Raw genomic sequence first — 16,596 nt, 5'->3', positions numbered from 1 at the left:
AGGACGAGCACCGACCGTGGCAGCAACACCACCACCCCGTCGCCGGCCCGCCGCCGTCCCGGTGGCCGCCCTGGCCGGCCTGGCCGTCGTCCTCGCGCTGGCCGCCCTGGCCTTCGGCCGGTCCGCCCCCGGCGGCCTGCGCGACCAGGGCCCCGCCCGGTCCGTCTCGCCGCCGCCGGTGCGCCAGCCGCTCTGGCCCGACCTGCCCACCTCCCCGCCGCCGGACACCACCACGCCCGACGTCACCCAGGAACCGCCGCAGCCCGTACCGGACCTGACCGTCCCCGGGCACGACATCACCGCCGTCGACGTCCGCACCGTCCTCAGCAAGGACCCGAAGGTCGGTACGGAGGAGCGCCAGGCGCTCGGCTCCTGCACCGGCTGCTCGATCCGCACCCCCGAGTTCCGCGACCTCACCGGGGACGGGCAGCCCGAGCTGCTCACCGTCGTCACCACCCCCCGGCAGGTCGTGCTGCACGCCTACACCCTCGTTGGGGACCAGCTGCTGCCGGTCCTCCAGGTCCCGGTGCTGCCGACGTTCAACGCCGTCACCGTCGGCAGCGACCTGTGGCTGTACGAGCCGACCAGCGTCGACGCCCGGACCAGCAGCCACTACGAGTGGGACGGCAAGCGGCTCGCCCTGAAGGAACGCCGCGACGAGGGCGTCGGGCTGCTCCCGCCGACCGGCCCGGACTCCGGGCGGACGGCCGCCCCCACGCCCGAGGTCGGTCCGGCGGTGCGTCCGGCCCCGCAGCCGCCGCGGCAGGCCGTCCCGGAGGCCACCGTGCCCTCGGTGCGCACCGCCCGGCCGTCCTCCGCGCCCCTCGCGCCCGCCGTCCCGGCCGTCCCCGCCGCCCCTACCGCGCCGTCCGCGCCCCTCGTGTCCACGGAGGCCAAGCGATGACCCCCGCCCCCACCACGACCGCCCCTCCGCACGTCCTCCTGGTCGAGGACGACGAGGTGATCCGCGAGGCCACCCGGATGGCCCTGGAGCGGTACGGCTTCCCGGTCACCACGGCGGCCGACGGCCTGGAGGGGCTGGAGGCCTTCCACGCCGTGCGGCCCGACCTGCTCCTGCTGGACGTCATGCTGCCACTGCTCGACGGGGTCGGCCTGTGCCGCCGGATCCGGGAGGAGAGCCAGCTGCCGATCCTGATGATGTCCGCCCGGACCGACCCGGTCGACGTGGTCTCCGGGCTGGAGGCGGGAGCGGACGACTACGTGGTCAAGCCCTTCGAGAGCGCCGTCCTGGTCGCCCGGATCCGCACGGTGCTGCGCCGTGTCCGGGTCGCCCCGGCGGCCGACGCCCCGGCCGCCGCCCCCTCGGGCACCGCCGTGCAGACCCTCGCCGCCCCGGAGCCGTCCCTCCCCTCCCCCTCCCCGTCCCCCTCCCCCTCCTCCCCGGCCGTCCGCAGCTTCGACGGCCTGCTGGTGGACACCGACAGCATGGAGGTCCGGGTGGACGGCCGCCTCGTCCCGCTGACCCCCACCGAACTGCGGCTGCTGCTGGAGTTCACCGCCGCGCCCGGGGTCGTCCTGGAGCGCTCCACCCTGCTCGAACGCGTCTGGGACTACGAGTGGGGCGCCGACACCCGGGTCGTGGACGTCCACGTGCAGCGGCTGCGCGCCAAGATCGGCTCCGGCCGGATCGAGACCGTCCGCGGCTTCGGCTACAAGCTGCGGCGCCCGGCATGACCCTGCGCCGCCAGATCGCCACCGCCGTCGCCGCCATTTCCGTCCTGGTCGCGGTGGCCGTCGGCCTGCTGGTCCACCAGGCGATGATCCGTCAGCACGTCGACCAGGCCCGCGCCTCCGCCCTCGCCGCCCTCGACTCCGCCCTGGACACCTACGAGCGCAAGGGCGCCCCGCCCGGCTCGGCCGGCACATCGGCCGGGCGGGGCGGCACCATGAACGACCCGGCCCTGCCCGACCGGCTGCGCGCCCTCGCCGCCGAGGGCCGGCACGGCTCGCTGCTCGTCGCGGACGGCACCGGCGAGTCCATGTGGGCGGCCGCCCCGGTGCAGAACGGGGTGCTGTCCGTCCGGACGGACTTCGCCCAGGACCGCCGGGCCATCGCCGACCTGGACCGGATCATCCTGCTCACCGTCGTCGCCGCGGTCTTCACCACCGTGCTGGCCGGCGTACTCGTCGCCGACCGGATCAGCCGCCGGCTGCGCACCGCGGCCACCGCAGCCCGGGGCATCGCGGCCGGCGGGACGGACACCCGGATCGGCGAACTCGTCGACGGCAAGGACGAGGTGGCCGACCTCGCCGCCGCCGTCGACCTGATGTCCCGCACCCTGCACCGCCGGCTGGAGGACGAACAGCGCTTCACCGCGGACGTCGCCCACGAGCTGCGCACCCCGCTCACCGGCCTGGTCACCGCCGCCGAACTGCTCCCGCCCGGGCGCCCCACCCAGCTCGTCCAGAACCGGGTCCAGGCCCTGCGCGGCCTGGTCGAGGACCTCCTGGAGGTCTCCCGCCTGGACGCGGACGTCGAGTCCCCCGACCTCTCCGCCGTCCCCCTCGAACGCGCGGCGCGCCGCACCGTCTCCCTCACCGGCCTGGACGTCACCGTCGAGGTCACCGCCGACCGACAGGTCCGCACCGACCTGCGCCGGCTCGACCGCATCCTCGGCAACCTGATCCTCAACGCCCACCGCCACGGCGCCGGCCCGGTCCACCTGTCCGTCGACGGCCCACGGATCACCGTCCGCGACCACGGCCCCGGCTACCCCGACGACCTCCTCCGGCACGGCCCGCAGCGCTTCCGCACCAACGCCCCCGAACGCGGCCGCGGCCACGGCCTCGGCCTCACCATCGCCACCGGCCACGCCCGCGTCATCGGCGCCACCCTGACCTTCGCCAACCACCCCGCCGGCGGCGCACTCGCCACCCTCACCCTCCCCCCGGACTGACCCGCCCGAACGCCGAAGGGCCAGCCCCGCCGGATCACACCGGCGGGGCTGGCCCTTCGTGCTGCGAGCCCCCTGTCGGGTTCGAACCGACGACCCCCGCTTTACAAGAGCGGTGCTCTGGCCAGCTGAGCTAAGGAGGCACGGTGGCCGTCCGCGACGGGTCACGGCGGCACCGGGGGGCAGTCTACCGGGCGCGGGTGACGGGATGGGGGGATATCCAGGGGTTGGTGGGATGGGTGGGCGTGATGGAACCGATGCCGAAATCGGGCGGGGTGGGGGCTGACAAGCGGCGGAAGCGCAGGTAGCGTCGCCGGGAGCCGATGCGTGCAGTGGTTCAGACCACTGGCGGGCCGGCGGAGCACCACGACCCCCTTTACTCGGATCGTCCGGCACGTTCCTGCCGGTGAAGGAGAGCAGCAACCATGGCTTCTGTCACGTACGACAAGGCGACCCGCGTCTACCCCGGGGCGGACAAGCCCTCAGTGGACGCGCTGGAACTGGAGATCGCGGACGGCGAGTTCCTCGTGCTGGTCGGCCCCTCGGGCTGCGGCAAGTCGACCAGTCTGCGCATGCTGGCCGGCCTGGAGGACGTCAACTCCGGTGCGATCCGGATCGGCGACCGCGACGTCACCCACCTGCCGCCGAAGGACCGGGACATCGCCATGGTGTTCCAGAACTACGCGCTCTACCCGCACATGACCGTCGCCGACAACATGGGCTTCGCGCTCAAGATCGCCGGCGTGAACAAGGCGGAGATCCGCACCAAGGTCGAGGAGGCCGCGAAGATCCTCGACCTGACCGAGCTGCTGGACCGCAAGCCGAAGGCGCTCTCCGGCGGTCAGCGCCAGCGCGTCGCGATGGGCCGCGCGATCGTCCGCCAGCCGCAGGTCTTCCTGATGGACGAGCCGCTGTCGAACCTGGACGCCAAGCTCCGCGTCTCGACCCGCACCCAGATCGCCGGCCTCCAGCGCCGCCTGGGCATCACCACGGTGTACGTCACCCACGACCAGACCGAGGCGCTCACCATGGGCGACCGGGTCGCGGTGCTCAAGGACGGTCTGCTCCAGCAGGTCGACACCCCGCGCAACATGTACGACAAGCCCGCCAACCTCTTCGTGGCCGGCTTCATCGGCTCGCCGGCCATGAACCTCGTCCAGGTGCCGCTGGTGGACGGCGGCGTGAAGTTCGGCGGCTCGGTCGTCAACATCTCGCGCGAGAACCTGGCCGGCGCCGGCACCGACAAGACGGTGACCGTCGGTGTCCGCCCCGAGCACTTCGAGATCGTCCCGTCGGGCGGCATCGAGGGCGTCGCGGTGACGGTCAACGTCGTCGAGGAGCTCGGCTCGGACGGCTTCGTCTACGGCACCACCCAGATCGGCGGCGAGGACCAGGACCTGGTCGTGCGCGTGCCCGGCCGGCAGATCCCGGCCCGCGGCGAGACCATCCACGTCGTGCCGATCGCCAACGAGACCCACGTCTTCTCCACCAGCTCCGGCCTGCGCCTGAGCAACTGACGCGGCCGCCACGCGCCCCGGAGCCCGCCGGACCCCCGTGGTCCGGCGGGCTCCGCCGTACGCCCGCGCGTCAACACGGCGAGGGGACGAATCCGGACACTGCGTCACTCGATGGTGTAACGGAGGGCGATCCGGCCCCTACCCACCGCTACTCTCCTGAGGGTGAAGCAGCTTGTGCGCCGTATCGGCCAGACCGTCGCCCTGACCCTGCCGGTCGTCCTGGTGACCACCGGCACCCTCGCCGTGACCAGGGTCCCGTGGGCCCCGCCGACCGGGCTCGACCAGCAGGTGGTGGCGGCGTCCAGCGGCGACGGCGCCGGGATCGGACGCTCCAACAGCGCGGCGGGCGCCGCGGCCAGGACGTCGGACGGGCTCGCCCCGCAGGAGTCGCTGCGGGTGGCGCTGCTGGACGAGCTGCGCGCCAAGAACCCCTCCGCCGCGCTGGACCTGCTGGAGCGCTCGATGCGCGAGCAGCCCTCGCTGACTCCCTACTGCACCTCGCTCTCCACCGAGCTGGGCAAGGCGGCGGTGCGCAAGTACCAGGGCGACGTCCAGCGGGCCCGGTCCTTCGCCCGCCCGGTCTGCGACGGCTCGTTCGCGGCCGGCGTCGTCGGCTGAGGCGCTGAGCGACGAGGCGGCGGACGCCCCCGTCCGCCGCCTTATTGTTCAGGCATGACCGCAGACTCCGGCCGCACCGCCGACCTCCCGTCCGCCGAGCACCAGTCGTCCCGCCAGTCGTCCCCGTCGCCGGCCCAGCAGGCCCGGCTGCTCCAGCAGACCCAGCAGCCGCGGCCGACCACGACGCCCGTCACCCAGGCCGTCATCCTGGCCGGCGGCCAGGGCTCCCGGCTGCGCCCCTACACGGACGACCGGCCGAAGCCGCTGGTCGAGATCCCCGGCACGGGCACGCCGATCCTGGGCCACCAGCTGGCCTGGCTCGCCGAGGAGGGCGTCACCGACGTCGTGGTCTCCTGCGGGCACCTCGCCGAGGTGCTGGAGGAGTGGCTGGACACGGCGGACCTGCCGATGCGGGTGCGCACCGTGGTCGAGGCGGAGCCGCTCGGGCGCGGCGGCGGGCTCAAGTACGCGGCCAAGGCGCTGCCCCGCCCCGACGAGCCCTGGTACGCCACCAACGGTGACATCTGGACCCGCTTCAGCCTGCGCGAGATGGCCGCCTTCCACCACGAGCGGGACGCCGTCGCGACGCTCGCGCTGGCCCGGCCGCGGATCCCCTGGGGCGCCGTGGAGACCGACCAGTTCGGCAACGTGCTGGACTTCATCGAGGCCCCGCCCTCGCCCTTCCTGATCAACGCCGGCCTGTACGTGTTCAGCCCGGAGTTCGCCGAGCTGCTGCCGGACGTGGGCGACCACGAGCGCACCACCTTCCCCCAGCTCGCCCGCGGCAAGCGGCTGGCGGGCTACCAGCTGCCGCAGGGCGTGTACTGGCGGGCCATCGACACCGCCAAGGACCTCACCGAGGCGGCCAAGGAGCTCGCCTCCGGCGCCGGCCGGGCGCCCCGCTAGCGCCCGCGCGCCCCGCGAGCCGGACACCCCGCGAGCCCGGGCGCCCCACCAGCCCAGCGCCCCACCAGCCGAGCCGGACCGCCGACCGAGCGGACCGCCGACCGAGCCCCCTCCCGCGCACGCACGTCGGCCGGGTGCTCCCCCGCGGAGCACCCGGCCGACTGCCGTCCCCGGCCCCTCAGGTCGCGGACGGCGCCCCCGGGTGGGAGGCCCGGCCGCCGGACAGGTCGGCCAGCGGCGCGCTGCCCAGCACCCCGCCGAGCAGCCCGCCGGAGCTCGGGCTGGCCTTGGAGGCCGGAGCCGCGCCGCCCGCGCCCGGAGTGCTGCGTGACGCGGGCGCGGTGCCGCCCGCGCCGCCGGACGGGGCGGACGGCGCCGGGGAGGAGCCCGCCCCGGCCTCCGGCTTGCCGGAGTGCCCCTTGGGGCTCGGCGTCGGGGTGGCCGGCTTGGCGGACGGCGTGGCGGGCGGGGTGGTCGCGCTCGGCGTCGGGGTGGCCGGGCGCGGCGCGGCGGGCTGGGGCGTGGTGGACGTTCCCTTCCCGCCGGGGGTGCCGGACGGGCTGCCGGACGGCCAGACCGGGGTGCCGTAGTCGGTGGCCGGGCGGTCCGGCGCCTGGTGCGCCCGGGCGCCGGTGCGCACGGCGGCCCCGAGCATCGAGCCGAGCAGCAGGGTGAGGCCGACCACGACCGTGGTGACCACCGTGCCGCGGCGCAGCACCCGGCGGCGCAGCGCCCCGGGGGCGTCCGCGCCGTACCGGCGCCAGGCCTCCAGGCCGAGCCGCCCGTCCAGCGAGGCGAACGGCGCCCCGGCGATCAGCAGCGGGCTCCAGGCCGCGAGGAAGATCAGGTCCGGGGTGTCGTAGACCGGGACGGCCCGCCAGCTGACGGTGAACAGCAGCGCGGCGGAGAGCGCCATCGCCGCGGCGGCGGCGAGCCGCTGCCAGAGGCCGAGGACGGTCAGCACGCCGACCACGATCTGGGTGAACGACACCACCAGGCCGGCCCCCACCGGGTGCGCCATGGCGAAGGCCAGCAGCGGTTCGGCGACCTTCCAGGGGTGCAGCGAGGAGAGCCAGCGCATCATCGAGCCGCGCTCGCCGCCGTCGAAGTACACCGGGTCGCAGAGCTTGCTGAACCCGGCGTAGACCGACAGCGAGCCGAGGACGGCGCGCAGCGGCAGCAGCACCAGGCCGAGGTCGACCCGGCGGCCCGGGTACCAGGGCTGGCGGCCCGCGGCGTCGGCGGCGGAGACCTCGGGCAGCTCGCCGCTCGGGGTCCAGCCGTGCGGCTCGCCGACCGGGCCGACACCGGCGTCGGTGGCGGTGCCGGCGCCCTCGCGGGGCTGGCGCGGCAGGGCCCGGGCGCCCGCGAGGGAGGGGAGCACCTGGGTGTCCGCCTCGATCAGGCCGACCCCGCCGGACCGGGTGCCGCCGGGGCGCACCGCCTCCAGCAGCCTGGTGGCCGCGAGGTCCCCGGGGGGCGCCTGGCCGGTCCAGGTGACGGCGGTGACCCGGCCCTTGCGGCGCGGCGCGCCACCGGCCCCGGCTCCGGCTCCGGCCCCCGCCCCGGCCAGCGCCGGGACGGCGGAGGCGGGCACGACGACCTGGGGGGTGACCAGCGGACGGCGGATCAGCCCCTGGTTGGCGTACGGGTCGCCGAAGGCGGCACCGGTGGACAGCAGTCCGGGCGGGGCGTCGATCAGCGGTGCCACCGGGGCCCCGAGCCGGAGCCGGAAGCTCGCCTGGGTGCTGCTGAGCCGCGAAGGGTCGGACTCCACCTTGACGGTGTTGAGGCCGGGGCCCGCGTCTATCCCGGTGCTGCCGTCGCCGAACAGGGGGCGCCGAGGTGTTCTGGTGTCCACGCCCGTCTAACCGGGTGACGGCCGCTTTGGACACTCTCCCGGGTGGATATCCGGCGCACCATTGAAATGATCATGAAAAAAGCGATCGGGCCCGGTCGGGGCCCGATCGCCTTCACTCGCGTTGCGGGGAATTCGGAAGATCGCCTGCGCGCCGCGTCCCCGCCGTGCTCAGCGCTTGGCGCGCAGCCGCGCGGCCTCGTACAGCACGATGCCCGCCGCGACACCGGCGTTCAGCGACTCGGTCAGCCCGGACATCGGGATCCGCACCCGCATGTCGCAGGTCTCCGAGACGAGCCGGGACAGGCCCTTGCCCTCGCTGCCCGCGACGATCACGACCGGGCCGGTCAGCAGCTCCAGGTCGCCGATCTCGGCCTCGCCGTCGGCGGCCAGGCCGACCACCATCAGACCGGCCTTCTGGTAGGCCTCCAGGGCGCGGGTCATGTTGGTGGCCCGGGCGACGGGCAGCCGGGCCGCGGCGCCGGAGGAGGTCTTCCAGGCACCGGCGGTCATACCGGCCGCGCGGCGCTCGGGGATGACCACGCCGTGCGCGCCGAAGGCGGCGGCCGAGCGGACCACGGCGCCCAGGTTGCGCGAGTCGGTCACGCCGTCCAGCGCCATGATCAGCGCGTCCTGGCCGGCGTCGGCGGCCTCCGCCAGGAGGTCCTCGGGGTGCGCGTACTCGTACGGCGGCACCTGGAGCACCAGGCCCTGGTGGTTCATCCCGCCGGTCATCTGGTCCAGCTGGGGGCGCGGGGCCTCCATCAGCGGGATGCCGCGGTCGTTGGCGGCCTGGAAGGCGTCCCGGACCCGGTCGTCGGTGTCGATGAACTGCTGGACGTACAGCGCGTTGGCCGGCACGTCGCCCTGGAGGGCCTCGACCACCGAGTTGCGGCCGAAGACCAGCTCGGCGCTGCCCGCGCCGCCGCGGCCGCCCCGACCGCCGGCGCCGGCCCGGCGCATGCCGGCCCGGGCCTTGGCGTCCCGCTCGCGCTTGAGCGCGGCGTTGGCGGCCCGCTGCTTGGGGTGGCCCTTGCGCTCCTCGCCGGGCGGGGTCGGGCCCTTGCCCTGGAGGGCCCTCCGGCTGTGCCCGCCGGTACCGACAGACGCGCCCTTCTTCGATCCGGGGTTGCGGCGGTTCCTGCGCTGGCTGTTGCCGGCCATGGCTGTACTTCCTGTCTGTCCGGCATGCCCCGGCCGTCCCGGTCTGCCCGGTGGCGGCCGACGGCATGCGCTACGTCATGCGGGAGGGCCGCACCGGTCCGGTACGGCCCACCCATCACCCCGATCGTCGGATGGGGTTACTGGCTGTTGATCGTCCAGCGGGGGCCGGACGGGGTGTCCTCGATCGCCAGCCCGGCCAGGCCGAGCTGGTCGCGGATGGCATCCGCGGTGGCGAAGTCCTTGCGCTCGCGCGCCGCCTGCCGCTGGTCGAGGACCAGGCGGACCAGCGAGTCGACCACGCCGTGCAGGTCCTCACCGCGCTCCGTCCCGGCCCAGTGCGGGTCGAGCGGGTCGAGGCCCAGTACACCGAGCATCGCACGGACCTCGGCCAGTCGCGCCACCACGCTCTCCTTGTCGTCCGCGTTCAGGGCGCCGTTGCCCTGGCGGACGGCGGTGTGCACGACGGCCAGCGCCTGCGGGACGCCGAAGTCGTCGTCCATCGCCTCGGCGAAGGCCGGCGGCACCTCGGGCGCCGCGTCGACCGCGCCGCAGCGCTCGACGGCGCGCTGGACGAAGCCCTCGATCCGGCCGAAGCCGGCCTCGGCCTCGCGCAGCGACTCCTCGCTGTACTCGATCATCGAGCGGTAGTGCGGGGCCGCCAGGTAGTAGCGGAGCACGATCGGCCGCCACGCCCGGACCATCTCGGAGACCAGCACCGAGTTGCCCAGCGACTTGCTCATCTTCTCGCCGGCCATGGTGACCCAGGCGTTGTGCACCCAGAAGTTGGCGAAGTCGTCGCCGTAGGCCTTGGACTGGGCGATCTCGTTCTCGTGGTGCGGGAAGACCAGGTCCAGCCCGCCGCCGTGGATGTCGAAGGCCCCGCCGAGGTACTTGTGGGCCATCGCCGAGCACTCCAGGTGCCAGCCGGGCCGGCCGCGGCCCCACGGGGTCTCCCAGCTGGGCTCGCCCGGCTTGGCGGACTTCCACATCGCGAAGTCGCGCTGGTCCCGCTTGCCGGTCTCGCCCTCGCCCTCGGGCTGGCGCAGGTCCTCCAGCTTCTGGTTGGAGAGCGCCAGGTAGTCGGGGTACGAGCGGACGTCGAAGTAGACGTTGCCGTCGGCCGCGTAGGCGTGGCCCCGGGCGATGAGCCCCTGCATCATCTCGATCATCTCGGGGATGTGCCCGGTGGCCCGCGGCTCGACGGTCGGCCGCAGGCAGCCGAGGGCGTCGTAGCCGTCGTTGAAGGCGCGCTCGTTCTCGTAGCCGATCTGCCACCACGGCGTGCCGAGCTCGCGCTCCTTGGCGATGATCTTGTCGTCGATGTCGGTGACGTTCCGGGCGAAGGTCACCTGGTAGCCGCGGTAGGCGAACCACCGCTGCATGAGGTCGAAGTTGAGGTACGACCGGATGTGCCCGATGTGTGGCGCCGACTGGACGGTAGCGCCGCACAGGTAGATCGAGACACAACCCGGTACAAGCGGGACGAAGTCGCGTACCTGGCGGGTGCTGGTGTCGTACAGGCGAATGCTCACGGCGTCCAGCGTAGTGGGCAGGGAGGGGTGCCCCGCCACATTCCCCGGGACAGCGCGGGCGTCGGCCCGGGGAACGGCGGGGCACGGGCCGGGCTCAGATGTTGCCGAGCACCTTGCGCGGGGAGATCCGGACGACCACCCGGACGTCGTCCGGGCCGTCGAAGCCGTAGTCCTTGCCCATGTACTTGTGGGACAGCTCGTCGATCAGCTCGCGCCCGCCCTCGGTGGTCAGCGTGGCCTCACCGCGCGCCTCGAAGTACTCGTACGGGTTGTCCTTCGAGTTGATGACGAGCGACACCCGCGGGTCCCTGACCAGGTTGAGGTGCTTGCGGCGCCCCTCGACGGTGGAGAACAGGATGTCGTCGCCGTCCCGCTTGACCCAGACCACCGAAGCCTGCGGGCTCCCGTCGGGCTGGATCGTGGAGACCACGGCGAAGCTCTTGCTGTCGAGCAGATCCTTGACCTTGTCGGCGAGTTCGACACCCATCGGAAACCTCTTCTCGTCGTGGCGCGCGGCCCGAGCGGAAGCCCCGCACGGGCCCGGGTCGAACACTAGCGACTCGGGCCCCGGGGACACCGGGTGAACACCCGTCAGGTGCGGTTTCTTCCCGTCCGCCCACCGCGACCGGCTCAACGCCGCTCGTACACCAGGGCGGTGGCGATCGCCGCCAGGCCCTCGGCCCGGCCGGTCAGCCCCAGGCCGTCGGTGGTGGTGCCGGAGACGGAGACCGGGGCGCCGGCCGCCTCCGACAGCGCGGCCTGCGCCTCGGCGCGCCGCTTGCCGATCTTCGGCCGCACTCCGATCACCTGGACCGCCACGTTGCCGATCTCGAAGCCCGCCGCGCGCACCAGCCGGGCCGCCTCACCGAGCAGCTTCACCCCGGACGCGCCGGCCCACTCCGGGCGGTCGGTGCCGAAGTGGGCGCCCAGGTCGCCGATCCCGGCGGCGGAGAACAGCGCGTCGCACGCGGCGTGCGCGGCGACGTCGGCGTCCGAGTGCCCGGAGAGGCCGGCCCCGGCGTCCGGCCACTCCAGCCCGGCCACCCACAGCGGGCGGCCGGCCTCGAAGGCGTGCACGTCGGTGCCGATCCCCACCCGCGGGACCACGGGGGCCTGCGGGCCGACGGGGGTCTTCGGGTCAGTAGGCATCGGCGGCCCTCCGGCGGGCGAGTACGGCCTCGGCGAGCACGAGGTCCAGGGGACGGGTGACCTTGAACGCCTCCTCGTGGCCGGGCACCACGACGACCCGGCCGCCGTAGCGCTCCACCAGGCCGGCGTCGTCGGTGACGGGCGGCGCGTCGGCGGTGCCCGCGCCCTCCTCGGCCAGCGCCTTGGCGTGCACCCCGACCAGGGTGGCCCGGTCGAAGCCCTGCGGGGTCTGCACCGCGCGCAGGGTGGCGCGCTCGGGCGTGTCGAGCACCGGCTCGGGGCCGCCCGGGTTGGGCTCGACCCGCTTCACCGTGTCGGCCAGCGGCACCGCCGGGACGACCGCCGGGGCCCCGGCCCGGACGGCGGCCGCCACGGCGTCCACCACCTCGACCGGGACCAGCGGGCGGGCCGCGTCGTGCACCAGCACGATCCCGACCTCCTCCGGGATCACGGCCAGGCCCAGCCGGACGGACTCCTGGCGGGTCGCCCCGCCGGCCACCACCCGGACGTCCTTGCCGTCCAGCCCGTGGCTGTCCAGCAGGGCGACCACCTCGGCCACCCCGTCGGCGGGCGCGGCGACCACGACCAGGCCGACCGCCCGGCTGCGGGCCAGCGCCCGGACGGCGTGCACCAGGAGCGGCACGCCCCCGAGTCCCCGCAGGGCTTTCGGGGCCCCGGGCCCCAGCCGCTCACCCCGCCCGGCGGCGGGCACCACTGCTGCTGCGACTGCTCCTGACGCGTTCAGGTTTCACTCCTTCGGCGAAGTGGGTATGGCCTTGGCGTGCCCGGCGGGCGCACCGGGCCCCTTCCGAAGAACCACGGTCCACCGCCCGCCGCACAGCTCCGCGAACGCCGCGCGAGGGCGGTGCGGAAACGGTCTTGCAAGCCCGGATCGGCTCGGGCGGGTGGCGTGGTCCGGACATGCCTCAGCGCCCGGAGTGCCACTGCACCACTCCCGGACGGTCCGTCCGAGGAGTGGCGCGCCGGCACCGGGCGCTGTGAGCGTTGGGCGGCAGCCCGACCGCACTGCGGTGGCGTGCTACGAGGCGAGGACCTCGTCGAGCAGCGTCTCCGCCTTGTCCTCGTTGGTGTTCTCCGCCAGCGCGAGCTCGCTGACGAGGATCTGGCGCGCCTTCGCGAGCATCCGCTTCTCGCCGGCCGAGAGGCCGCGCTCGCGCTCGCGGCGCCAGAGGTCGCGGACGACCTCGGCGACCTTGATGACGTCGCCCGAGGCGAGCTTCTCGAGGTTCGCCTTGTAGCGACGGGACCAGTTGGTCGGCTCTTCCGTGTACGGCGCCCGCAGCACCTCGAAGACCCGGTCCAGACCCTCCTGGCCGACTACATCGCGCACGCCGACGAACTCCGCGTTCTCGGCGGGCACGCGGAGCGTCAGGTCTCCCTGCTGCACCTTGAGCACCAGGTAGGTCTTGTCCACACCTTTGATCTGGCGAGTTTCGATGGCCTCGATCAGCGCGGCCCCGTGATGGGGGTAGACCACCGTGTCGCCAACCTTGAACGTCATGTGACAGGACCCCTTCCGTGGCTTTCCAGAATAACATGCTTCTCGGCCCACCCGAAGGGCGTTTTCGCAGGTCAGGGCCGGTCTCGGGGCTTGACAAGGACCCCCCTGACGTGCTTCGACCGGCGTTCGAGAGGGGCTTCCCGCAGGTCGGAGGCGGTTCCGGGCTTCGGCGAAACCCTTGCGCAACACCCCCGCAACCATGATTGGATCTTGAGCTTTCACCCCGTTTCGGGTCGCGGCCGAATCGTTATTCGATCTTGGTCGAACCTTGTCCGTCGGGTGACCAGGACATGCCGGGCGTACCGCCGGACGGCCCCCGACGGCCCGCGGCGGCCCCCGGGAGTGCGACTCGGGGACCACCCCGTGAGGAGCGCATAAGCGAGGTCGATAATCTGAGACCTGACCACCCGACACGTGACCTAGGAGAAGCCGCCGCCGTGAGCCGCAGCCTTCGACGCGGCAGCATCGCCGCCATCGCCGCCATCGCCATCGCCTCGCTGTCCTCCTGCGCCGCCGGCAACACGCCGGACACGTTGCAGATCAAGCCGGACAACGCGGCGGCGACCCTCGGAACGAACCTCCGGCTGAACAACATCGTGGTCGTCACCGGGCAGGGCGCCTCCGGCGACCACACCGGCGCCGCGAACGTGGTCGTGAACATCGCGAACACCGCGACCACCCCGGCCGAGCTCCAGTCCGTCACCGTCGGCGGTACCGCTGCCACCTTCGCGGACGCCTCCGGCGCCCCGCTGTCCACCATCGTCATCCCCGCCGGCGGTGCGGTGGTGATCGGCGGGCAGGGCAACCCGTCCGCCACCGTCGCCTCCGCGACCGTCCCGGTCGGCGGCTTCGCCCCGACCGCCTTCACCTTCAAGGACGGCCAGAAGGTCGAGGCGCAGGCCGCCGTCAGCCCGGACTCGGGCGAGCACGGCCGCGGGCTGTACCCGGGCTACGGGCCGACCCCGTCGCCGACCGCCACCCCGGCGAAGAGCGCCACCCCCGGCGCCACCGCCACCACCCCGGCCGCCGGCGCCACCACCCCCGGTGCCACCCCGGGCGCCACCGGTGTCCCGGCCGGCACCACCGCCCCGGCCGTCCCGGCCGCGCACTGACGCCGCACCCCCGCCTCCGGCGGGCCCCGCCCGGGCCCGCCGGAGCGACGCGAAGGCCCCCTCCGGCTGCTGCCGGCGGGGGCCTTCCGCGTGGACGGGACGGTTTACGGCTCGAACTTGTAGCCCAGGCCGCGGACGGTGACCAGGTAGCGCGGCGCGCCCGGGTCCGGCTCGATCTTGGCCCGCAGGCGCTTCACGTGGACGTCCAGGGTCTTGGTGTCGCCGACGTAGTCCGCGCCCCAGACCCGGTCGATCAGCTGCATCCGGGTGAGCACCCGGCCCGCGTTGCGCAGCAGCATCTCCAGCAGGTCGAACTCCTTGAGCGGCAGGTCGACCTTGGCGCCGTCCACCGTCACCACGTGGCGGTCCACGTCCATCCGGACCGGACCGGCCTCCAGGGCGCCCGGGCCGCCGCCGTTCTCGCCCGCGCCGCCGTCCTCGCCGCGGCGGCGCAGCACCGCGCGGATCCGCGCGACCAGCTCGCGGGTGGAGTACGGCTTGGTGACGTAGTCGTCAGCGCCTATCTCCAGACCGACGACCTTGTCGATCTCGCTGTCCTTCGCGGTCACCATGATCACCGGGACGTTGGAGCGCACCCGGAGCTGGCGGCAGACCTCGGTGCCGGGCAGGCCCGGCAGCATCAGGTCGAGCAGGACGAGGTCGGCGCCGTTCCGTTCGAACTGCTCCAGGGCGTCGGGGCCGGTGGCGGCGACGGCCACCTCGAAGCCCTCCTTGCGGAGCATGTACGAGAGGGCGTCGCTGAACGACTCCTCGTCCTCGACCACCAGTACTCGGGTCACGATCAGGCCTCCGGGGCAAGCTGAGGGGTTGTGTCTGACAGGGGTTGTGCCCGCTCCCCGGCGGGGAGCGGACGTGCCGTGCGGTCCGTACGGTCCGTGGTGAGGGTCCGGGATGCGGCGGCCGGTCCGGCCGGGTCGCCGTCCGGCGCGTGGCCCGGCGTGCGGGCGTGCGCGCGGTCCGGCGCGTCGCTCGGGGTGCCGTCCGGCGTGTCGTCCGGCGTGTCGTCCGGCGTGTCGTCGAACCCGCCGTCGGGCCCGTCCTCGGCCTGCGCCTGCCCGGCGGGCAGGCGCAGGGTGAAGGTCGAACCCTGGCCCTCGACGCTCCACACCGAGACGGTGCCGCCGTGCGAGGCCGCGACGTGCTTGACGATGGACAGGCCCAGGCCGGTGCCGCCGGTCGCCCGGGAGCGGGCGGGGTCGACGCGGTAGAACCGCTCGAAGACCCGCTCGCGGTCCTTCTCGGAGATGCCGATGCCCTGGTCGGTGACCGAGATCTCGATGAGCTCGCCGTCCGCCTCCCCGAGCGCCGCGGCGCTGGAGATCCGCCGGGTGGCGATGGCCACCCGGGTGCGGGGCGGGCTGTAGTTGACGGCGTTCTCGACGAGGTTGCCGAGCGCCGCGGCGAGCTGGCCGCGGTTGCCGTGGAGGTAGAGGCCGGCGATGCCGCCGGCCGCGATGAGGATCTGCTTGGCGGCGGCCTGCTGGCGGCAGCGGTCGATCGCCTCGGCGATCAGCTCGTCCACCGCGACCGGCTCCGGGTCGACCATCAGCCGGTCGTCCTGGACCCGGGAGAGGTCGATGATCTCCTGCACCAGGCTGGCCAGCCGGGCCGCCTCGACCTGCATCCGGCCCGCGAAGCGCTGCACCGCCTCCGGGTCGTCGGACGCGTCGACGACCGCCTCGGAGAGCAGCGACAGGGCGCCGACCGGGGTCTTGAGCTCGTGGCTGACGTTGGCCACGAAGTCCCGGCGCACGGCCTCGACCCGGCGGCGGTCGGTCTGGTCCTCGACCAGCACCAGCACCAGCCGGGAGCCCAGCGGGGCGACCCGTACGGAGACCGCGAGCGGCTCGGCCGCACGGGCCGCGCCCGGCCGGGGCACCTCCAGCTCGACCTGGCGGATCTCACCGTCCCGGCGGGTGGAGCGGGCCAGCGCGAGCATCTGGTCCACGGCGACGGCGCCGCCGCGCACCAGGCCCATCGCGTACGCCGCCGAGCTGGCCTTGACCACCTCGTCGCCCTCGCCCAGCACGATCGCGCAGGAGCGGAGCACGGAGAGCACGGTGTCGACCCCGGGCGGCAGCGGGGGCTCGGGGGTGCCGGTGCCCAGCGACTGGTACCGGCCTGAGGTCCTGCCGCCGGTTGCGCCGTACCTGCCCCTGGCCTGCTCGCGCTCGCTCCAGCGGAAGGCGATGGAGGCGGTGAGGCCGACGCCGAGCCCGGCTATGGCACAGGCAGCGGCGGCGGCCACGTTCACGTCCATGTGGCCAGCGTAAGCGCACGGC

The 16,596-nt window shown here is 74.3% G+C and carries 16 protein-coding genes and 1 tRNA gene; 7 read left to right on the top strand and 10 right to left on the bottom strand.

Features of this window, described 5'->3' with window-relative positions:
- Positions 1 to 16: 16 nt before the first annotated feature.
- The 3 genes from ACH5AR_RS05220 to ACH5AR_RS05210 are packed head-to-tail and all read left to right on the top strand — an operon-like array spanning position 17 to position 2,918.
- On the top strand, positions 17 to 904 hold the full coding sequence (locus tag ACH5AR_RS05220; RefSeq protein WP_396300034.1) for a hypothetical protein: 888 nt from the start codon (positions 17 to 19) through the stop codon (positions 902 to 904).
- Complete coding sequence (locus ACH5AR_RS05215; protein WP_396300033.1) at positions 901 to 1,695, top strand: response regulator; 795 nt, start codon at positions 901 to 903, stop codon at positions 1,693 to 1,695. The genes ACH5AR_RS05220 and ACH5AR_RS05215 overlap by 4 nt, the downstream gene beginning before the upstream one ends.
- Positions 1,692 to 2,918 carry a sensor histidine kinase gene (locus ACH5AR_RS05210; RefSeq protein ID WP_396300032.1) on the top strand — a complete coding sequence of 409 codons (1,227 nt, stop codon included), beginning with the start codon at positions 1,692 to 1,694 and terminating at the stop codon, positions 2,916 to 2,918. The genes ACH5AR_RS05215 and ACH5AR_RS05210 overlap by 4 nt, the downstream gene beginning before the upstream one ends.
- Before the next feature lie 66 nt (positions 2,919 to 2,984).
- Here ACH5AR_RS05210 and ACH5AR_RS05205 read toward each other — a convergent pair.
- Positions 2,985 to 3,058, bottom strand: a tRNA-Thr gene (locus tag ACH5AR_RS05205).
- A 282-nt stretch (positions 3,059 to 3,340) separates the two neighbouring features.
- Between ACH5AR_RS05205 and ACH5AR_RS05200 the strand changes: the two genes are divergently transcribed.
- The 3 genes from ACH5AR_RS05200 to ACH5AR_RS05190 all read left to right on the top strand — a co-directional run bounded on the left by ACH5AR_RS05200 (position 3,341) and on the right by ACH5AR_RS05190 (position 5,956).
- Positions 3,341 to 4,432 (top strand): ABC transporter ATP-binding protein, encoded by a 1,092-nt coding sequence (locus tag ACH5AR_RS05200; RefSeq protein ID WP_396300031.1) that lies wholly within the window; start codon positions 3,341 to 3,343, stop codon positions 4,430 to 4,432.
- 162 nt (positions 4,433 to 4,594) lie between these two features.
- Complete coding sequence (locus ACH5AR_RS05195) at positions 4,595 to 5,050, top strand: hypothetical protein (RefSeq protein ID WP_396300030.1); 456 nt, start codon at positions 4,595 to 4,597, stop codon at positions 5,048 to 5,050.
- A gap of 54 nt (positions 5,051 to 5,104) precedes the next feature.
- On the top strand, positions 5,105 to 5,956 hold the full coding sequence (locus ACH5AR_RS05190; RefSeq protein ID WP_396300029.1) for an NDP-sugar synthase: 852 nt from the start codon (positions 5,105 to 5,107) through the stop codon (positions 5,954 to 5,956).
- A 178-nt stretch (positions 5,957 to 6,134) separates the two neighbouring features.
- Here the strand turns inward: ACH5AR_RS05190 and ACH5AR_RS05185 are convergent, their stop codons facing one another.
- The 7 genes from ACH5AR_RS05185 to ACH5AR_RS05155 form a co-directional block, all read right to left on the bottom strand.
- Positions 6,135 to 7,817 carry a DoxX family membrane protein gene (locus ACH5AR_RS05185; RefSeq protein WP_396300028.1) on the bottom strand — a complete coding sequence of 561 codons (1,683 nt, stop codon included), beginning with the start codon at positions 7,815 to 7,817 and terminating at the stop codon, positions 6,135 to 6,137.
- Positions 7,818 to 7,985: 168 nt separating this feature from the next.
- The gene (gene rlmB / locus ACH5AR_RS05180) at positions 7,986 to 8,978 is read right to left on the bottom strand and encodes a 23S rRNA (guanosine(2251)-2'-O)-methyltransferase RlmB (RefSeq protein ID WP_396300027.1); all 993 of its coding nucleotides are present in this window, start codon (positions 8,976 to 8,978) and stop codon (positions 7,986 to 7,988) included.
- Positions 8,979 to 9,115: 137 nt separating this feature from the next.
- On the bottom strand, positions 9,116 to 10,510 hold the full coding sequence (cysS, locus tag ACH5AR_RS05175; protein ID WP_396300026.1) for a cysteine--tRNA ligase: 1,395 nt from the start codon (positions 10,508 to 10,510) through the stop codon (positions 9,116 to 9,118).
- A gap of 94 nt (positions 10,511 to 10,604) precedes the next feature.
- Positions 10,605 to 10,997 carry a PPOX class F420-dependent oxidoreductase gene (locus tag ACH5AR_RS05170; RefSeq protein ID WP_396300025.1) on the bottom strand — a complete coding sequence of 131 codons (393 nt, stop codon included), beginning with the start codon at positions 10,995 to 10,997 and terminating at the stop codon, positions 10,605 to 10,607.
- Between the two features lie 143 nt (positions 10,998 to 11,140).
- Positions 11,141 to 11,659, bottom strand: coding sequence for a 2-C-methyl-D-erythritol 2,4-cyclodiphosphate synthase (ispF, locus tag ACH5AR_RS05165; RefSeq protein WP_396300024.1), 519 nt, complete (start codon positions 11,657 to 11,659; stop codon positions 11,141 to 11,143).
- Positions 11,649 to 12,374 carry a 2-C-methyl-D-erythritol 4-phosphate cytidylyltransferase gene (ispD, locus tag ACH5AR_RS05160; RefSeq protein ID WP_396300023.1) on the bottom strand — a complete coding sequence of 242 codons (726 nt, stop codon included), beginning with the start codon at positions 12,372 to 12,374 and terminating at the stop codon, positions 11,649 to 11,651. Before ispD ends, ispF begins: the two co-directional genes overlap by 11 nt.
- Positions 12,375 to 12,698: 324 nt before the next feature.
- A complete protein-coding gene (locus tag ACH5AR_RS05155; protein ID WP_014136563.1) occupies positions 12,699 to 13,181 on the bottom strand; it encodes a CarD family transcriptional regulator in 483 nt (160 codons plus the stop codon).
- A 437-nt stretch (positions 13,182 to 13,618) separates the two neighbouring features.
- Here ACH5AR_RS05155 and ACH5AR_RS05150 point away from each other — a divergent pair, with 437 nt between their 5' ends.
- The gene (locus tag ACH5AR_RS05150; protein WP_396300022.1) at positions 13,619 to 14,293 is read left to right on the top strand and encodes a DUF461 domain-containing protein; all 675 of its coding nucleotides are present in this window, start codon (positions 13,619 to 13,621) and stop codon (positions 14,291 to 14,293) included.
- A gap of 104 nt (positions 14,294 to 14,397) precedes the next feature.
- On the opposite strand, the gene ACH5AR_RS05145 is transcribed toward ACH5AR_RS05150, so the two are convergent.
- Together ACH5AR_RS05145 and ACH5AR_RS05140 are read right to left on the bottom strand one after the other, a co-directional pair.
- Positions 14,398 to 15,093, bottom strand: a complete 696-nt coding sequence (locus tag ACH5AR_RS05145) for a response regulator transcription factor (RefSeq protein WP_030061050.1) — start codon at positions 15,091 to 15,093, stop codon at positions 14,398 to 14,400.
- A gap of 2 nt (positions 15,094 to 15,095) precedes the next feature.
- Complete coding sequence (locus ACH5AR_RS05140) at positions 15,096 to 16,574, bottom strand: sensor histidine kinase (RefSeq protein ID WP_396300021.1); 1,479 nt, start codon at positions 16,572 to 16,574, stop codon at positions 15,096 to 15,098.
- Positions 16,575 to 16,596 lie beyond the last annotated feature (22 nt).

Source organism: Kitasatospora sp. NPDC018619 (genome assembly GCF_044391605.1).
GTDB lineage: Bacteria > Actinomycetota > Actinomycetes > Streptomycetales > Streptomycetaceae > Kitasatospora.
This window is presented reverse-complemented; position numbering and strand designations above follow the sequence as displayed.

Excerpts from the sequence above, each read along its gene's own strand:
- rlmB (WP_396300027.1), bottom strand. The coding sequence starts at position 8,978 with ATGGCCGGCAACAGCCAGCGCAGGAACCGCCGCAACCCCGGATCGAAG.
- ACH5AR_RS05140 (WP_396300021.1), bottom strand. The coding sequence starts at position 16,574 with ATGGACGTGAACGTGGCCGCCGCCGCTGCCTGTGCCATAGCCGGGCTC.
- ACH5AR_RS05170 (WP_396300025.1), bottom strand. The coding sequence starts at position 10,997 with ATGGGTGTCGAACTCGCCGACAAGGTCAAGGATCTGCTCGACAGCAAG.
- ACH5AR_RS05215 (WP_396300033.1), top strand. The coding sequence starts at position 901 with ATGACCCCCGCCCCCACCACGACCGCCCCTCCGCACGTCCTCCTGGTC.
- ACH5AR_RS05200 (WP_396300031.1), top strand. The coding sequence starts at position 3,341 with ATGGCTTCTGTCACGTACGACAAGGCGACCCGCGTCTACCCCGGGGCG.
- ACH5AR_RS05210 (WP_396300032.1), top strand. The coding sequence starts at position 1,692 with ATGACCCTGCGCCGCCAGATCGCCACCGCCGTCGCCGCCATTTCCGTC.
- ispF (WP_396300024.1), bottom strand. The coding sequence starts at position 11,659 with ATGCCTACTGACCCGAAGACCCCCGTCGGCCCGCAGGCCCCCGTGGTC.
- ACH5AR_RS05155 (WP_014136563.1), bottom strand. The coding sequence starts at position 13,181 with ATGACGTTCAAGGTTGGCGACACGGTGGTCTACCCCCATCACGGGGCC.
- ACH5AR_RS05190 (WP_396300029.1), top strand. The coding sequence starts at position 5,105 with ATGACCGCAGACTCCGGCCGCACCGCCGACCTCCCGTCCGCCGAGCAC.